This window comes from Hydrogenovibrio kuenenii DSM 12350 (assembly GCF_000526715.1).
Lineage (GTDB): Bacteria > Pseudomonadota > Gammaproteobacteria > Thiomicrospirales > Thiomicrospiraceae > Hydrogenovibrio > Hydrogenovibrio kuenenii.
Genome location: NZ_JAGP01000001.1, coordinates 665,984 through 681,860 on the forward strand (window position 1 = coordinate 665,984; position 15,877 = coordinate 681,860).

Sequence of the window (15,877 nt, forward strand, 5' to 3'; positions counted from 1 at the left end):
TTAGAAATCTAGTTTATTGGTTAAGTATTTTGAAAAAGAGGTCCCCACAGAGCTGAGCCCTTTAAGCTCAATCAGGTATTGGATGCTGTAATTATACAAGCCATTTCCTAATTGTGCTTCTTTAAGTGAGAGTTCGCTTGCCCAGCAGCAACTATCATAGCGTAAGGCTGAGTTAATTTCTGTATTGAGGCCTGCTGTGAAGTCATGGTTCCAGTAGCTGCCGAGTGTCCATTTGTCGTTCATTCGCCAGTTAAATCCAGCAGCGAGATTTTCTTGTTCGCCGGGTCGGTTATTGTTTGTCACTGTATTGGTTACCAAGAGTTTAAACTTAGGTGATAAGTCCAGTTTTAATCGGCTGTTGGCGTTGGTAAGCTCGAAGTTTTGTCTGGAATATTGGCTGGTTGAAGCAAAGGTAAATTTAGATGCAGTAAATCCGAGGTTAAGGTAGTAGTCAGAAGTACGGTTGGTGTCAATTGCATTGCCGCTGAGTTGTACTTTCCGGTCGTCTAAATAAAAAATCTGTCCTAAACCAGCTTGGGCAATGGGTGTGCCGTCCGAAGTTAAAAATCGTGTTGTTAGCGCTGCGGAAACTTGCTGTGTATCGCCAATGCGGTCATAACCTGAAAAACGATTGTATGAAAACAGATTGCTGAAATCCAAGCTATGAACGCCAGTATCAAAAACAGGAATATTGCTTTGATCTTGATAAGGCACAAATAGATATTGAATTTTAGGTTCTAGTGTTTGTATCAAGCTATGTGAGTCTAGGTTCAGATTTCGTTCAAATTTTAGACCGCCATTAAGGGCGTATTGAGGAATGGTAATATCATGTTCATTGGCTCCTGTATTATTGAAGCCATTATTTTTCATCGTATAGTGCACCTTGTTAGCAACGACTTCTGCTTTTATATGTCCATAAGGTTTCGTTAGTGTGTAGTCGATGCTCGGAGATAAATAAGTTCGTTTGGCTTCTGGTTTTTGCGCAAGTGCTGATGCCACCTGAAAGTCGGTTGCTTCGGCAATAATGTTGGTACTGAAGTTTTTTAACCCACCTTGTTCAAAATTATGTAAATAACTCATACCTATTTCGGGTTTTTTCTCATAGTTATAAGGCGCATTTTGTCGCAAACGCAAATAGTTGAGCATAGAAATATGGGATGAAAAGTTTTGATTTTGATAGTTAAGGTTAATGTGCCTTTCAGTGGTGGTAACGGTATCTAAAGTGGTATCCACCGGAATGTCAGCATAGAAGTTTTCATCAGACACTTCACGCCACAAAATATCACTATTGAGACCTGGTGCCCAGTGTTGGTTAGCTGTGAGTTGAGCGTCCCAGCGGTCAGCGATAGGTGTGGTCTGTTGAAGTGTTCCGCTGTTATTTGTGATTTGATCTCTTAACCAATGGGTTGTTAACGTCGCACTATGATTTGGTTCTAAGTAGCGGAATTCATTGCCTAAAACGGTACCGCGTTTTTCCATTTGGGTAATGGTTAGCGTGTCATCGTAGTTGGGCGCTAGGTTAAAGTAGTAAGGAACTGATAAATAAGATTCCGGTGTGGTTTGTGTTATCGATTGATGTGTTCCAAAGGTTGGAAATAGAAAACCGCTTGCGCGATTATCCATTGGAAAGTTGATGTAAGGGGTATAAAACATAGGAACGGATTTAAAATACAATACGGCATTCTTGCCATAAATACGGCGTTTTGCATCGTCTATTTTTAGATGGCTGAAATCCAGTTCCCAGTCGTATTTTTTAGTGGGTGATGATTTTTGGTCTCTATCCTGAAAAACCACGCCTTTACAGGTGGTATAGTTGGCATCATCTAAATTTGCTAGACGGTCTTGTTGGTCGAGAGATACTTTCTTTGCAGTACCATGTGCACGACTTGCTGTGAATTGGTATTGCGAGTTATCGAATATAGCTGTTTTGGCATTTTGGTTAAGTATTGCAGAGGTTCCAGTTAAAATTAGGTCACTGCGATGTAACTCAACCTGCCCAAATGCATGGGCTGTTTGTTTTAAACGATTAAATTTTGCTTGATCTGATATAAGGATGCTACCAGGACGCTCAATGACAACGTTTCCTAAGAGCCTGTAATTGTTTGGTGTAGTCTGTATTAATTCATCGGCGCTGGCGTTGTTTTGCGTGCTAGGACCTGGTATAGCTCGTGGCGTAGCTATCCAGTCAGGTTTACATGAGTCTTGTGCGGATGTGGCACACTTATCTTGTGAGTCTTGTTGTTTTTGTTCTGTCGCACTAGCTTGAGCGGTAGAGAAAATACCACTCCCTAAGACAAAAAAAATTAAACTTGTTTGTACAAGAGAACGAAGATGAATTGACATCCAATTAAAAATCGTGAATTATGAATTAAACGCCTATTCTAACCGAGATTACTCTCCGTACGACCAAAGATTTGCATGACACAACGATTTGATAACCTACAGAGCTGGCTTGAGCAGCTTGATTCCTTTACTCAAGACATTTTTACCACTCCAGAACCTGCTTCTAATGATGCCAGTTTTAGGCGTTATTTTCGCACGCAGTTAAAGCACTCTATTGGTGAATACTCACAAGGACAAACTTTTATTGTTATGGATGCGCCACCTCAGCATGAGGATTGTCGTCCTTTTATTAAAGTTTCTCAGGAAATGACTGCGATGGGGGTGAATGTTCCAAGAGTGATTGAGCAGAATCTTGAGCAAGGTTTTTTGTTGTTGACTGATTTGGGTGCGGATACTTATGCATCTAAATTAAATGAATCAACAGCGGACTATCTTTATCGCGATGCGATGCGGGCTTTGATTAAGTTACAAAGTCTGAGTGAACCTTATGTAAATGGGTTGCCATCCTATGATGGTCCGTTATTGGCAACTGAGATGTCTTTGTTTAGTGATTGGCTGTGCGAGAAACATCTTGGTTTGCATATGAGTAAACTCGAGAAAATAGAGTGGCAGGATACGCAGGATGTTTTGATTCAATCTGCTTTACAGCAACCCCGGACTTATGTGCATCGAGATTATCATAGTCGGAATCTTATGGTGTTGGCAAAGGGAAACCCAGGTGTTTTGGATTTTCAGGATGCTGTTCACGGGCCTTTGACCTATGATGCGGTTTCTTTATTTAGAGATTGTTATGTGCGTTGGCCAGCTGAACAAGTCAAAGAGTGGATTCGCGAGTATTTTTTGAGATTGGTTGAGCTTAGATTGCTTTCACGTGATGAATGGAAACCGTTCGTTAAATCGATTGATCTAATGGGAATTCAACGCCATCTGAAAGCATCTGGTATTTTCGCTCGCTTGTATCATCGTGATGGAAAGGATGGTTACTTGGCGGATATCCCCAATACTTTGAACTATATTGTAGAAGTGGGACGAGAGTATCCCGAAATGCGCTTTGTTGCTAACTTGGTTGAAGAAAAACTGTTGCCAACCTTGATAGAAGTCAATAAAGCCGTTTAATATTCTTTTCAATACAGTATTGAGTGGTAAATTAAAAGTATGGATAGGCAAGCGATGATTCTGGCTGCAGGCCGGGGGAATAGGTTAAGGCCGTTAACGGACACAGTTCCAAAGCCACTGGTGAAGGTTGGTGACTGTTCATTAATAGAGCATCATTTGCATAAATTCTGCCAGGCTGGGGTTAGAGAGTTAGTAGTGAATCACGCTTGGTTGGGTAAAGAAATAGAGCGTGCACTAGGTGATGGTTCAGATTACGGTCTAAAAATCGACTATTCACCTGAGCCAGAAGAAGGATTGGAAACGGCTGGTGGCATTTTACAAGCTTTGCCAAGCTTGACGGATGGTGTGCAGCCATTTTGTGTGGTAAATGGCGATGTTTTTACTGACTATCCATTTGAAAGCCTGGTTAAGCGAATTTTGCCAGACGGTGTTCTAGCACATTTGATCTTGGTGCCGAATCCGACCTTTAAAGAGCAGGGTGACTTTGGTATCAAAGGCAGTATGGCAACCTTAGAAAAAGACTATACTTTTTCCGGCTTGAGTGTGTTGCATCCTACATTGTTTCAAGGGTTACAGCCAGGGCGTTTAGCTTTGGGAGGGCTGTTGAAGCAAGCAATTGCAGAGCAAAAGGTGACGGCGGAGCTTTATGAAGGTTATTGGAGTGACGTTGGTACGCTGGATCGCTTGGAAAAGACAAGACAAGATTTTGAACTAAATTTTAATAAAAATAAATAAATGGAGATTTTATGGGACATAAACATCAAGCAATGGTAGATAAGGTATTTGCACACCCAATGGCAATGAACTTAGATTGGAAAAAGTTATCCTCAGCATTAACGCATTTTGGTGCTGAAATTACCGTTTCAGAAAGTAACCATGCAAAAATCATAGTGAATGGTAGTGAGTTTAATTTGAGTTTGCCACACCATGGTCATGAGTTGAATAATCGTGATGATATTGCCAGGCTTAAGCACTTTTTAGAAGAAAATGGTATTAAAGGGCAATAGTAATCGTTATAAAATCGAAGAACGGTAGGATAAAGAGAATCTCTACGAAAGAAAGAGTGGTTCGGTTGCAATTGCTTTACGAGTATTTAATAATGTTGCGGACTTATTAAGTTTCAACCAACCTTAATGAAAGGATAAAAAATGAGATTAACAGCTTTACTACTAACAATGATGATGGCTTTAGGTCTAACAGCTTGTTCTGGCGGAAGTGATTCCGGTAAATCTGCTAGCGAAAAGGCAGCGTCAGCTCCAGCAGCAGCTCCAGCAAAAGCTTATAACCCTGATGCTGATACAGATGGTGATTGCTAAGTTTTAGCAAAAAATCTTATCTGATTAAAGAAGAGCTAGTGCGTTTGCCTAGCTCTTTTTTTATGTGGTTTGAAATATAATTGTTACGATTGTTTGTTGTAAGAAATGGATCGCGTTTGAGGTCTGTGTAATTAATGATCTAAGGTGTTATTGATGTTATTTGTTATTTCCCCGGCTAAATCGTTAGACTCATCACCAGCGTCTTTGTCACTTAAAGAGAGTCAGTCAGATTTTCTGGATCAATCTCAGATTTTGGTTAATCAGCTTAAAGGTTTTGGACCTGTTGATATCGCGAACCTAATGGGCTTGAGTGATAAGTTGTCTGAGCTTAACTATCAAAGATACCAGGATTGGCAATTACCTATGCCAGCAGAATCCGCTCGGCCTGCAGGGTTTTTATTTAAGGGTGATGTTTATCAAGGACTTGATATACGTAGCTTGGATGAGCAACAAGTATCTTATTTGCAAACGCATTTAGGTATTTTGTCAGGCTTATATGGCATCGTTAGACCAATGGATGTCATATTGCCTTATCGTTTGGAAATGGGTACTGGGCTGGAGAATGAGCGCGGAAAAAACTTGTATCAGTTTTGGGGAGGTCGTATTACCGATTGGATTAATGCGCATTTAAACGCTAAAACAGGGAAGGTTTTGGTAAACCTTGCGTCAAATGAGTATTTTAAAGCGGTTGATCGTAAAAAACTGGATGCGACCATTATTACCCCTCAGTTCAAAGACTGGAAAAATGGCCAGTATAAAATGATTAGTTTTTATGCAAAAAAAGCTCGTGGTTTAATGGTTCGTTATGCTGCTGTTGAACAGGTTGAACAGGTTGAAGACTTAAAACATTTTGATTATGAAGGTTATAAGTTTGCGCCGGAACTTTCAAGTGAAACGGATTGGGTGTTTACACGTAAACAACCCTAAAACTGTAGGGTTACAGCAGAAAGCTCAAGCCATTGTTTTTGCCGTACATGGATAATAGGCTAGCGATAGCTAAAAACGATAAGCCTATTAAAAGTATATAGGGCCGAGCTTGGGCTAAAAAGCGTTTTTTTATAGGGTGCGTGTTGTTCATATGCTATCCATGTTTATGCGTTCGAGAATTTTAGCAAACGCATCTTTTTAAGACTAATCACTCTTCTTTATCTTTGTATAAATCTTTATTTTCATTTGTTTAGACTTTTGAGTCTCAATTCTGTATAGTTTGCGCCGAAGTGGATTAGACAATCGCAAGACTTTGTCTTGAGGAAAGTCCGGGCACCATAGAGCAGAATGCCAGCTAACGGCTGGGCGGCGTGAGTCGATGGAAAGTGCAGCAGAGAGTAGACCGCCTTTGGTTTGCCTTTGGCTTACTAAAGGTAAGGGTGAAAGGGTGCGGTAAGAGCGCACCGCTCAACTGGTAACAGTTTGAGGCTTGGTAAACCCCATTCGGTGCAAGACCAAATAGGAAAATACGTACTTCGGTACAGGGTGTGGCTCGCACCTTATTTTCGGGTAGGTTGCTTGAGCGGAGTAGTGATGCTTCGCCTAGATGAATGATTGTCGCCAGCAATGGTACAGAACCCGGCTTATCGATCCACTTTATTTTTTCTTCTTAGTTTCTTGTTTTTTTTATTACATGTCTTTCGTGTAACCCCTTCTTGATTATTTTTGTCCTTGTTTTGTGCCTTTTTATCTATTTTTTGTAAAAAATCCCCACTTACCACCACTTTTTTCTAAAAAAATGAATTTAATACTATATGTGGTGTTCTATTTTTATTTCCGATGTATATATGGTGTTTTTGTTGCTGGGTTGTGAAATTTGTTTTTGTTCAATGTATTGCATTTATAACCTTAATCTCTTCTTGATGTATTACTTGTAACTTATTGATTTAGTTGAATTTGAAAAAAGTTATATTTTGGTATTCATCCTTGTCTAGATCTCGCTAAGTTATTGGTCTGTATGGAAAAAGTATACAAAAACGCTATGGGGTTGCTTGACAGTGGGGTTTAAGTTGAATATAGTGGCGTCAAGTGGAGAAATGTGGTGTAAAGTGGAAACATAATGTTGTTTTTCAGAGGTATAAATTCAATCAACATGGATACAAAGGGAAGGTTAGCAATTCCCAAAAAGTATCGTGAGTCGATTGAGGAAGCGAGCGAAAGTCAATTGGTGGCAACCATTGATTTAAATAGCCCGTGCCTGCTGATTTACACCATGGATGAATGGGAAGTGATTGAGCGAAAGCTGATGTCATTACCCAATATGGATCCACAAGCCAGATTGGTTCAGAGGCTTTTGCTTGGGCATGCTACTGAGATGGAAATGGATTCTCAAGGGAGAATTCTTTTGCCGAGCATGCTGAGAGATCATGCAAAGCTAGATAAAAATGTGATTTTGCTTGGGCAGGGAAATAAGTTTGAGCTCTGGTCGCAAGAAGCATGGGATGCCTCTCGACCAGATATGTTGGATACAGCTTCGGCGGGTGATGTGTCTGACGCGCTATCAACATTGAGTTTGTAGTTTATGGAGACTCAGGAGCAATTCTCGCATTACTCAGTAATGCTGAAGGAATCCGTAGAAGGGTTGGCAATAAAACCGGATGGTATTTACGTTGATTGTACTTTTGGTCGAGGCGGACATAGTCGGGCAATATTAGACAAGTTAACGTCGGGTAAATTGTTGGCAATTGATCAAGATCCTGAAGCCATTGAGTACGCACAAAATAATTTTAAACAAGATGGCTTTGAGATTCAGTACGGTAGTTTTGAGCAATTAAAAGACTATTGTGAGGCCAGAGGCTGGCTGGGAAAAGTAGATGGCGTTCTGATTGATTTGGGGGTTTCTTCCCCTCAGTTAGATGATGCTGCTAGAGGGTTTAGCTTTATGCGTGAGGGGCCTCTTGATATGCGAATGAATCCAGAGCAGGGTTTGAGCGCTAAAGAGTGGCTTGCTCAAGTGGATGAAAAAACACTGGCTCAAGTATTGAAGCAATACGGAGAAGAGCGGTTTTCAGGGCGTATAGCTCGAGTCATAAAAGAAGCTGTTCAGCAAGGTCATTTGGAAACAACACTGGATCTTGCAGAGTTGGTAAAAAAAGCATCGCCAAAAACTGAAAAAAATAAGCATCCTGCTACGCGGACGTTTCAAGCGATTCGTATAGCGGTTAACCGCGAGTTGGATGTGTTAAAGAATGTGTTGGAAGCTGCAGTTGCAGTGTTATCGCCAGGAGGGCGGTTGTCGGCTATCAGCTTTCATTCGCTAGAAGATAGAATTGTGAAGCAGTTTATTAGAGATCAGTCTCAGATGAAGGATCTGTTTCCAGACTCTCCGGTGCAGTTGGAAGTGGTTGAACCTATTCTGAAGAAAGTAGGGAAACCAATTTTTCCATCAGCCGAAGAGTGTAAAGAAAATCCGCGTTCACGTAGTGCGGTATTGCGAATTGCGCAAAAAATTTAAGGTAGCTGCCTCGCGCTAATGCGGTGAGGTTTTTATTAAGACGGACAAGTTTTTTAACGTGTGTTGTAAGGGGAGAGTCACATGAAGTTTAATCTGCAAGAAACCATTCCAGAAGATGCTGGTATGCCAAAAATAAAAGTCATCGGTCTCGGTGGCGGCGGCGGAAACGCTGTTGATTATATGGTTCGCTCTCAAGTAGAGGGTGTTGATTTTGTTTGTGCAAATACTGATGTTCAAGCACTTAAAAATTCAAGTGTTGAAACTTGTATTCAGCTAGGTTTGAATGGTTTAGGTGCTGGTGCGAATCCTGAAAAAGGGATGGAAGCAGCTAAGGAAAATATTGAACAGGTCAAGGAAGTGCTTAAAGGTGCTGATATGGTCTTTATTACTGCTGGTATGGGCGGTGGTACTGGAACAGGTTCAGCTCCAGTTGTTGCGCAAGCGGCAAGAGAAATGGGTATCTTGACTGTTGGTGTCGTAAGCAAGCCTTTTGGTTTTGAAAGACGTCACAAGGTTGCCGAAGCCGGGATTGCACAACTTGAAGAGCATGTTGATTCTTTAATTACAGTGCCTAATGACAAGCTACTAAAAGTTTTAGGTAAAGATTTTGTACTAGCCAAGGCTTTTGATTATGCAAATGAAGTTTTGCATGGTGCGGTACAGGGGATTTCTGAACTGGTAACTCGTCCAGGTATGATTAACGTCGACTTTGAAGATTTGCGTACAGTTATGAGTGAGCGTGGTGTAGCTATGATGGGTGTCGGTCATGCGAGTGGTGAAGATCGAGCAATCAAAGCAGCAGAAAAAGCGATTGCCAATCCTTTGCTAGAAGATATTTCCGTTTCTGGTGCAAAAGGCTTACTTGTTAACATTACTTCTGGTTTGGATTTTACACTTGGTGAGTTCAATGAAGTAGGTGAGGTAATCGACCAAGTTGCTTCTGAAGATGCAAAAGTTATTATCGGAACTTCGATTGATGAAACCATGACGGATGAAATTCGTGTAACCGTTGTAGCAACTGGACTGAGTAACGTTTCAGGAAGCGGGCAGCGCCCTGAAATGGTTAAACCAAACCTTCAAGCTGTTGAAGCAAATAAAGCAGAAGAAAAGCAGCAGGTATTGGAAGAGGTCGAGAAAGCCCCTGAAGTTGTGCGACCAAAAATGGTTGTTAATGGTGGTGTGACGGCAAGTGTTGAGTCAAATTCCAATTACTTGGATATCCCAGCATTTCTTCGTCGTCAAGCCGATTAATTGGTTTGACCGATAGGAATTAGCTTATCGGTCCATTTGCTCGGCAGCATGGTGATGCAATCTCTCCCCGGTTCACGTCAGTTTAATTTATTTAACTGGCAACGGACCATTGCACTCCTGCTGTTGGGTATTATTTGTTTTCTTTTCATTTTAATTGTTCAGGTTCAGCATCAAGTTCGACATCTTGAAACTCGCTATGCGAATGCCCTCCAAAAAGAAGTTGAGCTTCACCAGGATTTTGGCAAACTTACTTTAGAATTACATCATTTAACAGCTTTAGCTCGTGTTGAGGAAGTTGCAACCAAGCAATTGAACCTTACTATTGATAAAGCACCTGATAAAAACAACGTTCAAACAATTTTTCTTGATCCTTTACCTGTAGATCAGTCAGCTACTTTTAAAAAAGGAATCTCAGGTGAATAACCATTTTCAATACCAAAGAATTAAGCGAGACACGGTTGTCTATAGCTTGGTTTTTATTTTGTTTATGGTGGTCCTTGCGAAAGCCTTCGATGTTCAGATCGTCCAATCTTCATTTTTGCAAAATGAAGGTAATAAGCGACAAATTCGTACCATGACGATTCCAGCCCCTAGGGGAGAAATTTATGATCGAAATGGTAATTTGCTTGCTCTGAGTACACCTATTGATTCTATTTGGGTCGATCCCAAAATCCTAAGCTATTATCTTGACCCTGTTCAACAGCAACAAAACGCAATCAAAGAACATTTAAGTGTGAAGGATGTGCAAAAACAGCAGGCACAAATTTCGCAAGATGTTAAGCGTTATAAAGAAATGCTTCGTATTTTAGGACTAGATGAGAAAAATATTACTCAGACTCTATTGGCAAAGAAAAACAAGCGATTTTTGTATATAAAACGTAGCGTGTTGCCTCCTGTTACCAGACAGGTCGAAAACTTGGATGTACCTGGAGTTTTTATACAAAATCAATATAAACGTTATTATCCAGCAGGCGAAATACTTGGACATGTTGTTGGCTTTACCAATATAGATGATAAAGGGATTTCAGGTATTGAGAAGGCTTATGACAAATGGCTGACTGGTCAGCAGGGCAAAAAAGAAGTGATTAAAGACCGCGCGGGCAGAGTCGTTGATTTTGTTAAAGACTTGGTGCCCGCGAAGCCAGGGCATAGCATTACATTAAGTATCGATAAGGATATTCAATTCTTTCTTTATCATGCGCTAAAAAAAGCCTATATTCGTCATCAAGCAAAATCAGTTCAATCGGTTATCCTGGATGCAAAGACTGGTGAAATTCTGGGTATGGCAACCATTCCAAGTTTTAATCCAAATAATCGAAGTCAATTACAAGGTAGTCGATTAAGAAACAGAGTAATTACTGATGTTTTTGAACCGGGGTCACCTGCTAAGCCTTTTATTATTTCAAAAGCACTCGACTTAGGTTTGATTAAGCTGGATACAATCATAGATACTTCACCAGGTGCAATGTGGATACAAGGTCAGCGCATTACAGATACAAGTGATCACGGCAAGTTAACCCCGCAGGGTATTATCGAGAAATCCAGTAATATTGGTGCCAGTAAAGTTGCCTTCAAAATGACGCCAGATCAAGAGTGGCAGATGTTAAACGGGGTTGGCTTTGGTCAAGATTTGGGGATTTATTTACCAGGAGAATCTATTGGCTACATGAAGTCTCCTGTTGAATGGCAAAAAATTGATCAGGCATCTGCTTCATTTGGCTATGGGTTTAATATCAACCTGCTTCAGTTGGCAAGAGCGTATACCATTTTTGCCAACCATGGTGTACTTGAGCCGGTATCTATTTTGAAATTGACGTCAAAGCAACTGACAGAGCGATTAAAGAAAACAGAGAAAACCAAGGCTTATGGTATAAAAAATGGCAATGAAAAAGATATCGGCTTAGATACAAATTACTCAGCAACAGAGGTTCATCGAGTTATTTCTGCTAAAACTGCTGATGAAGTTTTGGCTATGATGCAAACAGTCGTTTCCCCAGAGGGAACGGCGAAGAAAGCAAGAATACCAGGGTATACAGTTGCGGGCAAAACAGGTACTGTCCATAAAACAAAAGTTGGTGGTTACCATCAAAACGAATATTTTTCTGTATTTGTTGGATTAGTGCCAGCGTCAAACCCGAAGTATGTGATGGCAACGGTGGTGAATGAGCCGAGCCGAGGCGTGTATTATGGTGGTTTAGTGGCGGCGCCGATTTTTAAGGAAGTGATGCAAGATGTTTTGCGCATCAAAAATGTACCGCCAGATCAAACCCCAACAAGTCATAAGGAGGAAAGATGAAAAGCTTTCAAGAGCTGGTTGACTTTTTGGCAATAGATTTGCAAGAGCACTATTTACCTCAAGATAATGAGGCGATATTGACTCAAGCCTTAAAAAACCTTTTTACAAATTCCTCTGAGATGGCCCAAGGTGGCGTATTTTTGGCGCTTGCAGGAACGCAAAAACATGGTATTGAATTCTTGGATCAGGCTCTTGAAAAAGGGGCTGTTTGTGTCATAACAGATAAAATGCCAGCAGAACCCGTAGCACTTCAAATTCCATTATTGATGATTGACGATCTAGCCCAGCGTTTAGCGGGTCTTGCAGATTGGTTTTATCAAAGACCCAGTCAAAAAATAAAAGTGATTGGCATTACGGGTACCAATGGTAAAACATCAACGGCGCATTATATTGCGCAGATATTTAGCCAATCTTACTCCGTGGCAATATTGGGAACACTGGGTAATGGTGTTTTTGGGGCCTTGTTGCCTTCAGCCAATACGACTCTTGAGGTTGTATCGCTTAACCGTAAACTCTATGAGTTTGTTCAATTAGGCGTGGATTATGTGGTTATGGAAGTTTCATCCCATGCGATCGCGTTGGGTCGGATTCAGAATATAAGGTTTGAAGCTTTAGCTTTAACACAGGTTACGCGAGATCACCTAGATTTTCATGAAACAGAAGAAGCTTATCGTGAAACCAAGGCACGCCTGTTTTTGGAGTTTCCTGCTAAATTCAGAGTGTTAAATCTATCTGATGAGCTTGGTAAAAGCCTTATGGAAACGCTTGTACAAAGTGTTGGCGAGAAAGTGTTTGGTTATGCGTTAAATGATGATCTGTGCAACCAAGCTAGAATGAATTTACACCCTGAACTGGATGCCAGTTTTACTTGCGTAACTTTTCAGGAGTTGACTCTATTACCTTCAGGTATGGAGGGAGAGATTTCAATATCTAATTTGGGTGAGGATAACCCAAGTTCGACACAAATTTCACAGATGCCTTTTTTATCGAACCTGATGGGAAGTTTTAACGCGGAAAACTTACTTTGTGCGGTAACCGTTGCGCTTGGCTGTGGGTTGGATTTTCCTGCAATTGAAGATGGAATTAAACTTCTTTCTCCAGTAAGTGGGCGAATGGAAAAGGTTAATGAGCATCCATTAATTTTGATTGATTATGCGCATACACCAGATGCACTGGACTCAGCATTAAATGCGGTAAAACAGCACTTTTCTACTGAAGATATGAAATTATGGTTGGTGTTTGGCTGTGGTGGTGATAGAGATGCAGGCAAGCGACCGCTTATGGGAAAAGTTGCGGAACAATTGTCTGATCAAATTGTGATTACCGATGATAATCCTCGTAATGAAGACCCGGAACAAATTGCAGACCAAATTCGTCAAGGCATGTCTAGCTCGGCTGATGTAGAAATTATTCATGATCGAGCGCAAGCCATAGAGTATGCAATTCGTCATGCGGAACCTCAGGATGTTGTGCTAATTGCCGGTAAAGGACATGAAAATTATCAAGAAATTCAAGGGCAACGTTATTTTATGAGTGACGCCGTGTTGACAGATTTAACGTTAAGAGACCTTGAGAAGGAAACCAATACATGAAGTGGTCGTTGGATAATTTGATCGAGGCCACTGGCGGTACATTGCTTGGTCAACAAGACTCTGCCGTTGGCTTTAATTCAGTATCCACCGACAGTCGTGAAGTTGATGCAGCTAGTCTTTATATCGCGATTAAAGGCGTAAGATTCGATGGGCATGGCTTCATTCAACAAGCGGTGCAACAAGGGGCTGCTGTCATATTGTCATCTGAAGTTATTGAGACATCTGTTCCGGTGGTTTTGGTAAAAGATACTCGTATTGCTCTAGGCCTTTTTGCAGCGTGGCACCGTCAACAAATGCCGTTGAAAAAGCTCATTGCCATTACGGGTAGCAATGGCAAAACCACCTGTAAAAATATGGTTCAGCACTTATTATCCAAACACGCGAATGTATTGGCGACACAAGGTAACTTGAACAACGATTTTGGTGTGCCGAGAACACTACTACAAATCACTGAAGAACATGAGTATGCGGTCATTGAAATGGGCGCAAACCATTCAAAAGAAATTGAATATGTAACGCAAATAGCTAAGCCTGATATTGCATTGATTACAGTGGCAGCAGCTGCACATCTTGAAGGATTTGGCTCATTGGAAGGGGTTATTCAGACCAAAGCCGAAATCTTATCTGGCTTGGAAGACAATGCAGGTGTCGCAGTGTTGAATAGCGATTCGCCAGGTATCGATATTTGGCGCCTGATGTGTCATGACAGAGGCTTGAGAGTCTTGACTTTTGGTTCAACAAATATTTCCGATGTGCATTATGAGAACTTTGAGCAATCCCCTCAAACAATAGAGTTTGATGTGCAAACGCGTGATAGCGAATTTTTTGGTATGACTAGACTGCATGCTGTAGCGCCATTATTGGGTGAGCATAATGCAAAAAATGCTTGTGCCGCCTTAACTGTAGCAATGGCTTGCGGTTTTGAGTTAGATGACTTGATACCCAGCCTGGCAGATTTTGGTGGGGTTGTTGGACGGCTACAGAAAGTGAATTTGCCGAATGGTATTTTGATTGACGATAGCTATAATGCAAACCCAGATTCAATGAAGGCAGCGTTAAAAACACTTATAGGTTTGCCAGGCGATAGTATTGCTTGTTTAGGTGCTATGGCAGAGATTGGTGAGACGTCTGTAATCGCTCATGAAGAAGTAGCACGTTACGCTAAATCTATCGGAGTGCCTTATTTGCTTGTTTATGGTGAAGGGGCAAAGCCCATGGTGAAAGCATTTGGTGCTGGTGCCTATTGGTTTGACTCTCATCAGGATTTAGTTACCAAAGCCGTTGAACTTATGCAGGCACATAATCTTAACCATTGCCTGGTAAAGGGCTCGCGCTCCAGCCGTATGGAACTAGTCAGTCAGGGCATCTTGCAGTGCATGAATGACCAAACTTTAGAATCACAGAACACTTAGGATAGTCTTATGTTAATTTATTTAACCGAATTTCTAGCGCACTACATTTCAGGTTTTGGTGTTTTCAAATACATCACCATGCGCACAATTATGAGTGTTCTAACGGCGCTGATGCTGTCCTTCATAATCGGGCCTAAAGTCATTCGCTGGCTGATTCGCCTGAAGGTTGGTCAAAGTGTACGTTTGGATGGCCCAGAAACCCATTTAGTAAAAACGGGCACACCGACAATGGGCGGTGTGATGATTTTGTTTTCCGTTACCATTTCAGTTCTTTTATGGGGGGATTTGACCAATCACTATTTGTTGATTGTCACGCTTACCATGCTGGCTTTTGGTGTTATAGGCTTTATTGACGATTACAAAAAAGTGGCCTACAAAGATCCCAACGGTATGCGTTCTCGTACCAAATACCTTTGGCAATCGATTGTCGGTTTGATTGCGGCTTACAGTCTTTTTTCTTTGGCACAAGTACCGGCTGAGCACCAGTTATTGATTCCGTATATGAAAGATACCTTCATTAATTTAGGGGCATGGACGGTTGTTTTATCCTATTTTGTGATTGTCGGAACCTCTAATGCAGTAAATCTAACTGATGGTTTGGACGGGTTGGCGATTATGCCGACGGTTATGGTCTCTGCCGCTTTGGGTATATTCGCCTATATGACAGGTCACCTGTACTTTTCAGCTTATCTAACCATTCCTTATATTCCAGGTGTAGAAGAATTAACGATTTTTTGTGCAGCCTTAGCAGGAGCGGGTTTGGGATTCCTTTGGTTTAATGCTCACCCTGCGCAAGTGTTTATGGGTGATGTAGGTTCTTTGTCTATCGGTGCTGCACTTGGCGTGGTTGCCGTGGCCGTGAAGCAAGAATTGATTCTGTTTATTATGGGTGGAATTTTTGTTGCAGAAACCCTATCGGTGATTTTGCAAGTAGGATCCTACAAGCTCCGCAAGGGTAAACGCATTTTCTTGATGGCGCCTTTGCATCATCATTTTGAGCAAAAAGGTTGGCATGAATCTCAAGTGATTGTTCGTTTTTGGATTATCACCATTTTCTTAGTGCTGATTGGTCTTGCTAGTTTGAAAATTCGCTAATCTTAAATTATTTT

The 15,877-nt window shown here is 41.2% G+C and carries 14 protein-coding genes and 1 other RNA gene; 14 read left to right on the forward strand and 1 reads right to left on the reverse strand.

Annotated features, from left to right (window positions below):
• The gene (locus N745_RS0103080) at positions 1–2,343 is read right to left on the reverse strand and encodes an LPS-assembly protein LptD (protein WP_024850672.1); all 2,343 of its coding nucleotides are present in this window, start codon (positions 2,341–2,343) and stop codon (positions 1–3) included.
• Positions 2,344–2,418: 75 nt separating this feature from the next.
• Between N745_RS0103080 and N745_RS0103085 the strand changes: the two genes are divergently transcribed.
• From N745_RS0103085 to mraY, 14 genes are all read left to right on the forward strand, one after another.
• Positions 2,419–3,459, forward strand: a complete 1,041-nt coding sequence (locus tag N745_RS0103085; RefSeq protein ID WP_024850673.1) for an aminoglycoside phosphotransferase family protein — start codon at positions 2,419–2,421, stop codon at positions 3,457–3,459.
• A gap of 39 nt (positions 3,460–3,498) precedes the next feature.
• Positions 3,499–4,194 (forward strand): N-acetylmuramate alpha-1-phosphate uridylyltransferase MurU, encoded by a 696-nt coding sequence (gene murU, locus N745_RS0103090; RefSeq protein ID WP_024850674.1) that lies wholly within the window; start codon positions 3,499–3,501, stop codon positions 4,192–4,194.
• A gap of 11 nt (positions 4,195–4,205) precedes the next feature.
• The gene (locus N745_RS0103095; RefSeq protein ID WP_024850675.1) at positions 4,206–4,466 is read left to right on the forward strand and encodes a hypothetical protein; all 261 of its coding nucleotides are present in this window, start codon (positions 4,206–4,208) and stop codon (positions 4,464–4,466) included.
• A gap of 141 nt (positions 4,467–4,607) precedes the next feature.
• Entirely contained in the window at positions 4,608–4,775 is a 168-nt protein-coding gene (locus tag N745_RS12635; RefSeq protein ID WP_157833740.1) for a hypothetical protein, read from the forward strand.
• 153 nt (positions 4,776–4,928) lie between these two features.
• On the forward strand, positions 4,929–5,702 hold the full coding sequence (gene yaaA / locus N745_RS0103105; protein ID WP_024850676.1) for a peroxide stress protein YaaA: 774 nt from the start codon (positions 4,929–4,931) through the stop codon (positions 5,700–5,702).
• 287 nt (positions 5,703–5,989) lie between these two features.
• Positions 5,990–6,365: RNase P RNA component class A (rnpB, locus tag N745_RS12420), an RNA gene on the forward strand.
• A 457-nt stretch (positions 6,366–6,822) separates the two neighbouring features.
• Complete coding sequence (gene mraZ, locus N745_RS0103115) at positions 6,823–7,281, forward strand: division/cell wall cluster transcriptional repressor MraZ (protein ID WP_024850677.1); 459 nt, start codon at positions 6,823–6,825, stop codon at positions 7,279–7,281.
• 3 nt (positions 7,282–7,284) lie between these two features.
• The gene (gene rsmH / locus N745_RS0103120) at positions 7,285–8,217 is read left to right on the forward strand and encodes a 16S rRNA (cytosine(1402)-N(4))-methyltransferase RsmH (protein ID WP_024850678.1); all 933 of its coding nucleotides are present in this window, start codon (positions 7,285–7,287) and stop codon (positions 8,215–8,217) included.
• 81 nt (positions 8,218–8,298) lie between these two features.
• On the forward strand, positions 8,299–9,468 hold the full coding sequence (gene ftsZ, locus N745_RS0103125; protein ID WP_024850679.1) for a cell division protein FtsZ: 1,170 nt from the start codon (positions 8,299–8,301) through the stop codon (positions 9,466–9,468).
• 54 nt (positions 9,469–9,522) lie between these two features.
• Positions 9,523–9,891: a cell division protein FtsL gene (gene ftsL / locus N745_RS0103130; protein WP_157833741.1), complete on the forward strand. Its 369-nt coding sequence runs from the start codon at positions 9,523–9,525 to the stop codon at positions 9,889–9,891.
• Positions 9,884–11,764 carry a peptidoglycan D,D-transpeptidase FtsI family protein gene (locus N745_RS0103135; protein WP_024850681.1) on the forward strand — a complete coding sequence of 627 codons (1,881 nt, stop codon included), beginning with the start codon at positions 9,884–9,886 and terminating at the stop codon, positions 11,762–11,764. The genes ftsL and N745_RS0103135 overlap by 8 nt, the downstream gene beginning before the upstream one ends.
• Positions 11,761–13,356 (forward strand): UDP-N-acetylmuramoyl-L-alanyl-D-glutamate--2,6-diaminopimelate ligase, encoded by a 1,596-nt coding sequence (locus tag N745_RS0103140; protein ID WP_024850682.1) that lies wholly within the window; start codon positions 11,761–11,763, stop codon positions 13,354–13,356. The genes N745_RS0103135 and N745_RS0103140 overlap by 4 nt, the downstream gene beginning before the upstream one ends.
• Positions 13,353–14,768 (forward strand): UDP-N-acetylmuramoyl-tripeptide--D-alanyl-D-alanine ligase, encoded by a 1,416-nt coding sequence (locus N745_RS0103145; RefSeq protein WP_024850683.1) that lies wholly within the window; start codon positions 13,353–13,355, stop codon positions 14,766–14,768. The genes N745_RS0103140 and N745_RS0103145 overlap by 4 nt, the downstream gene beginning before the upstream one ends.
• 9 nt (positions 14,769–14,777) lie before the next feature.
• Positions 14,778–15,863, forward strand: coding sequence for a phospho-N-acetylmuramoyl-pentapeptide-transferase (mraY, locus tag N745_RS0103150; protein WP_024850684.1), 1,086 nt, complete (start codon positions 14,778–14,780; stop codon positions 15,861–15,863).
• Positions 15,864–15,877 lie beyond the last annotated feature (14 nt).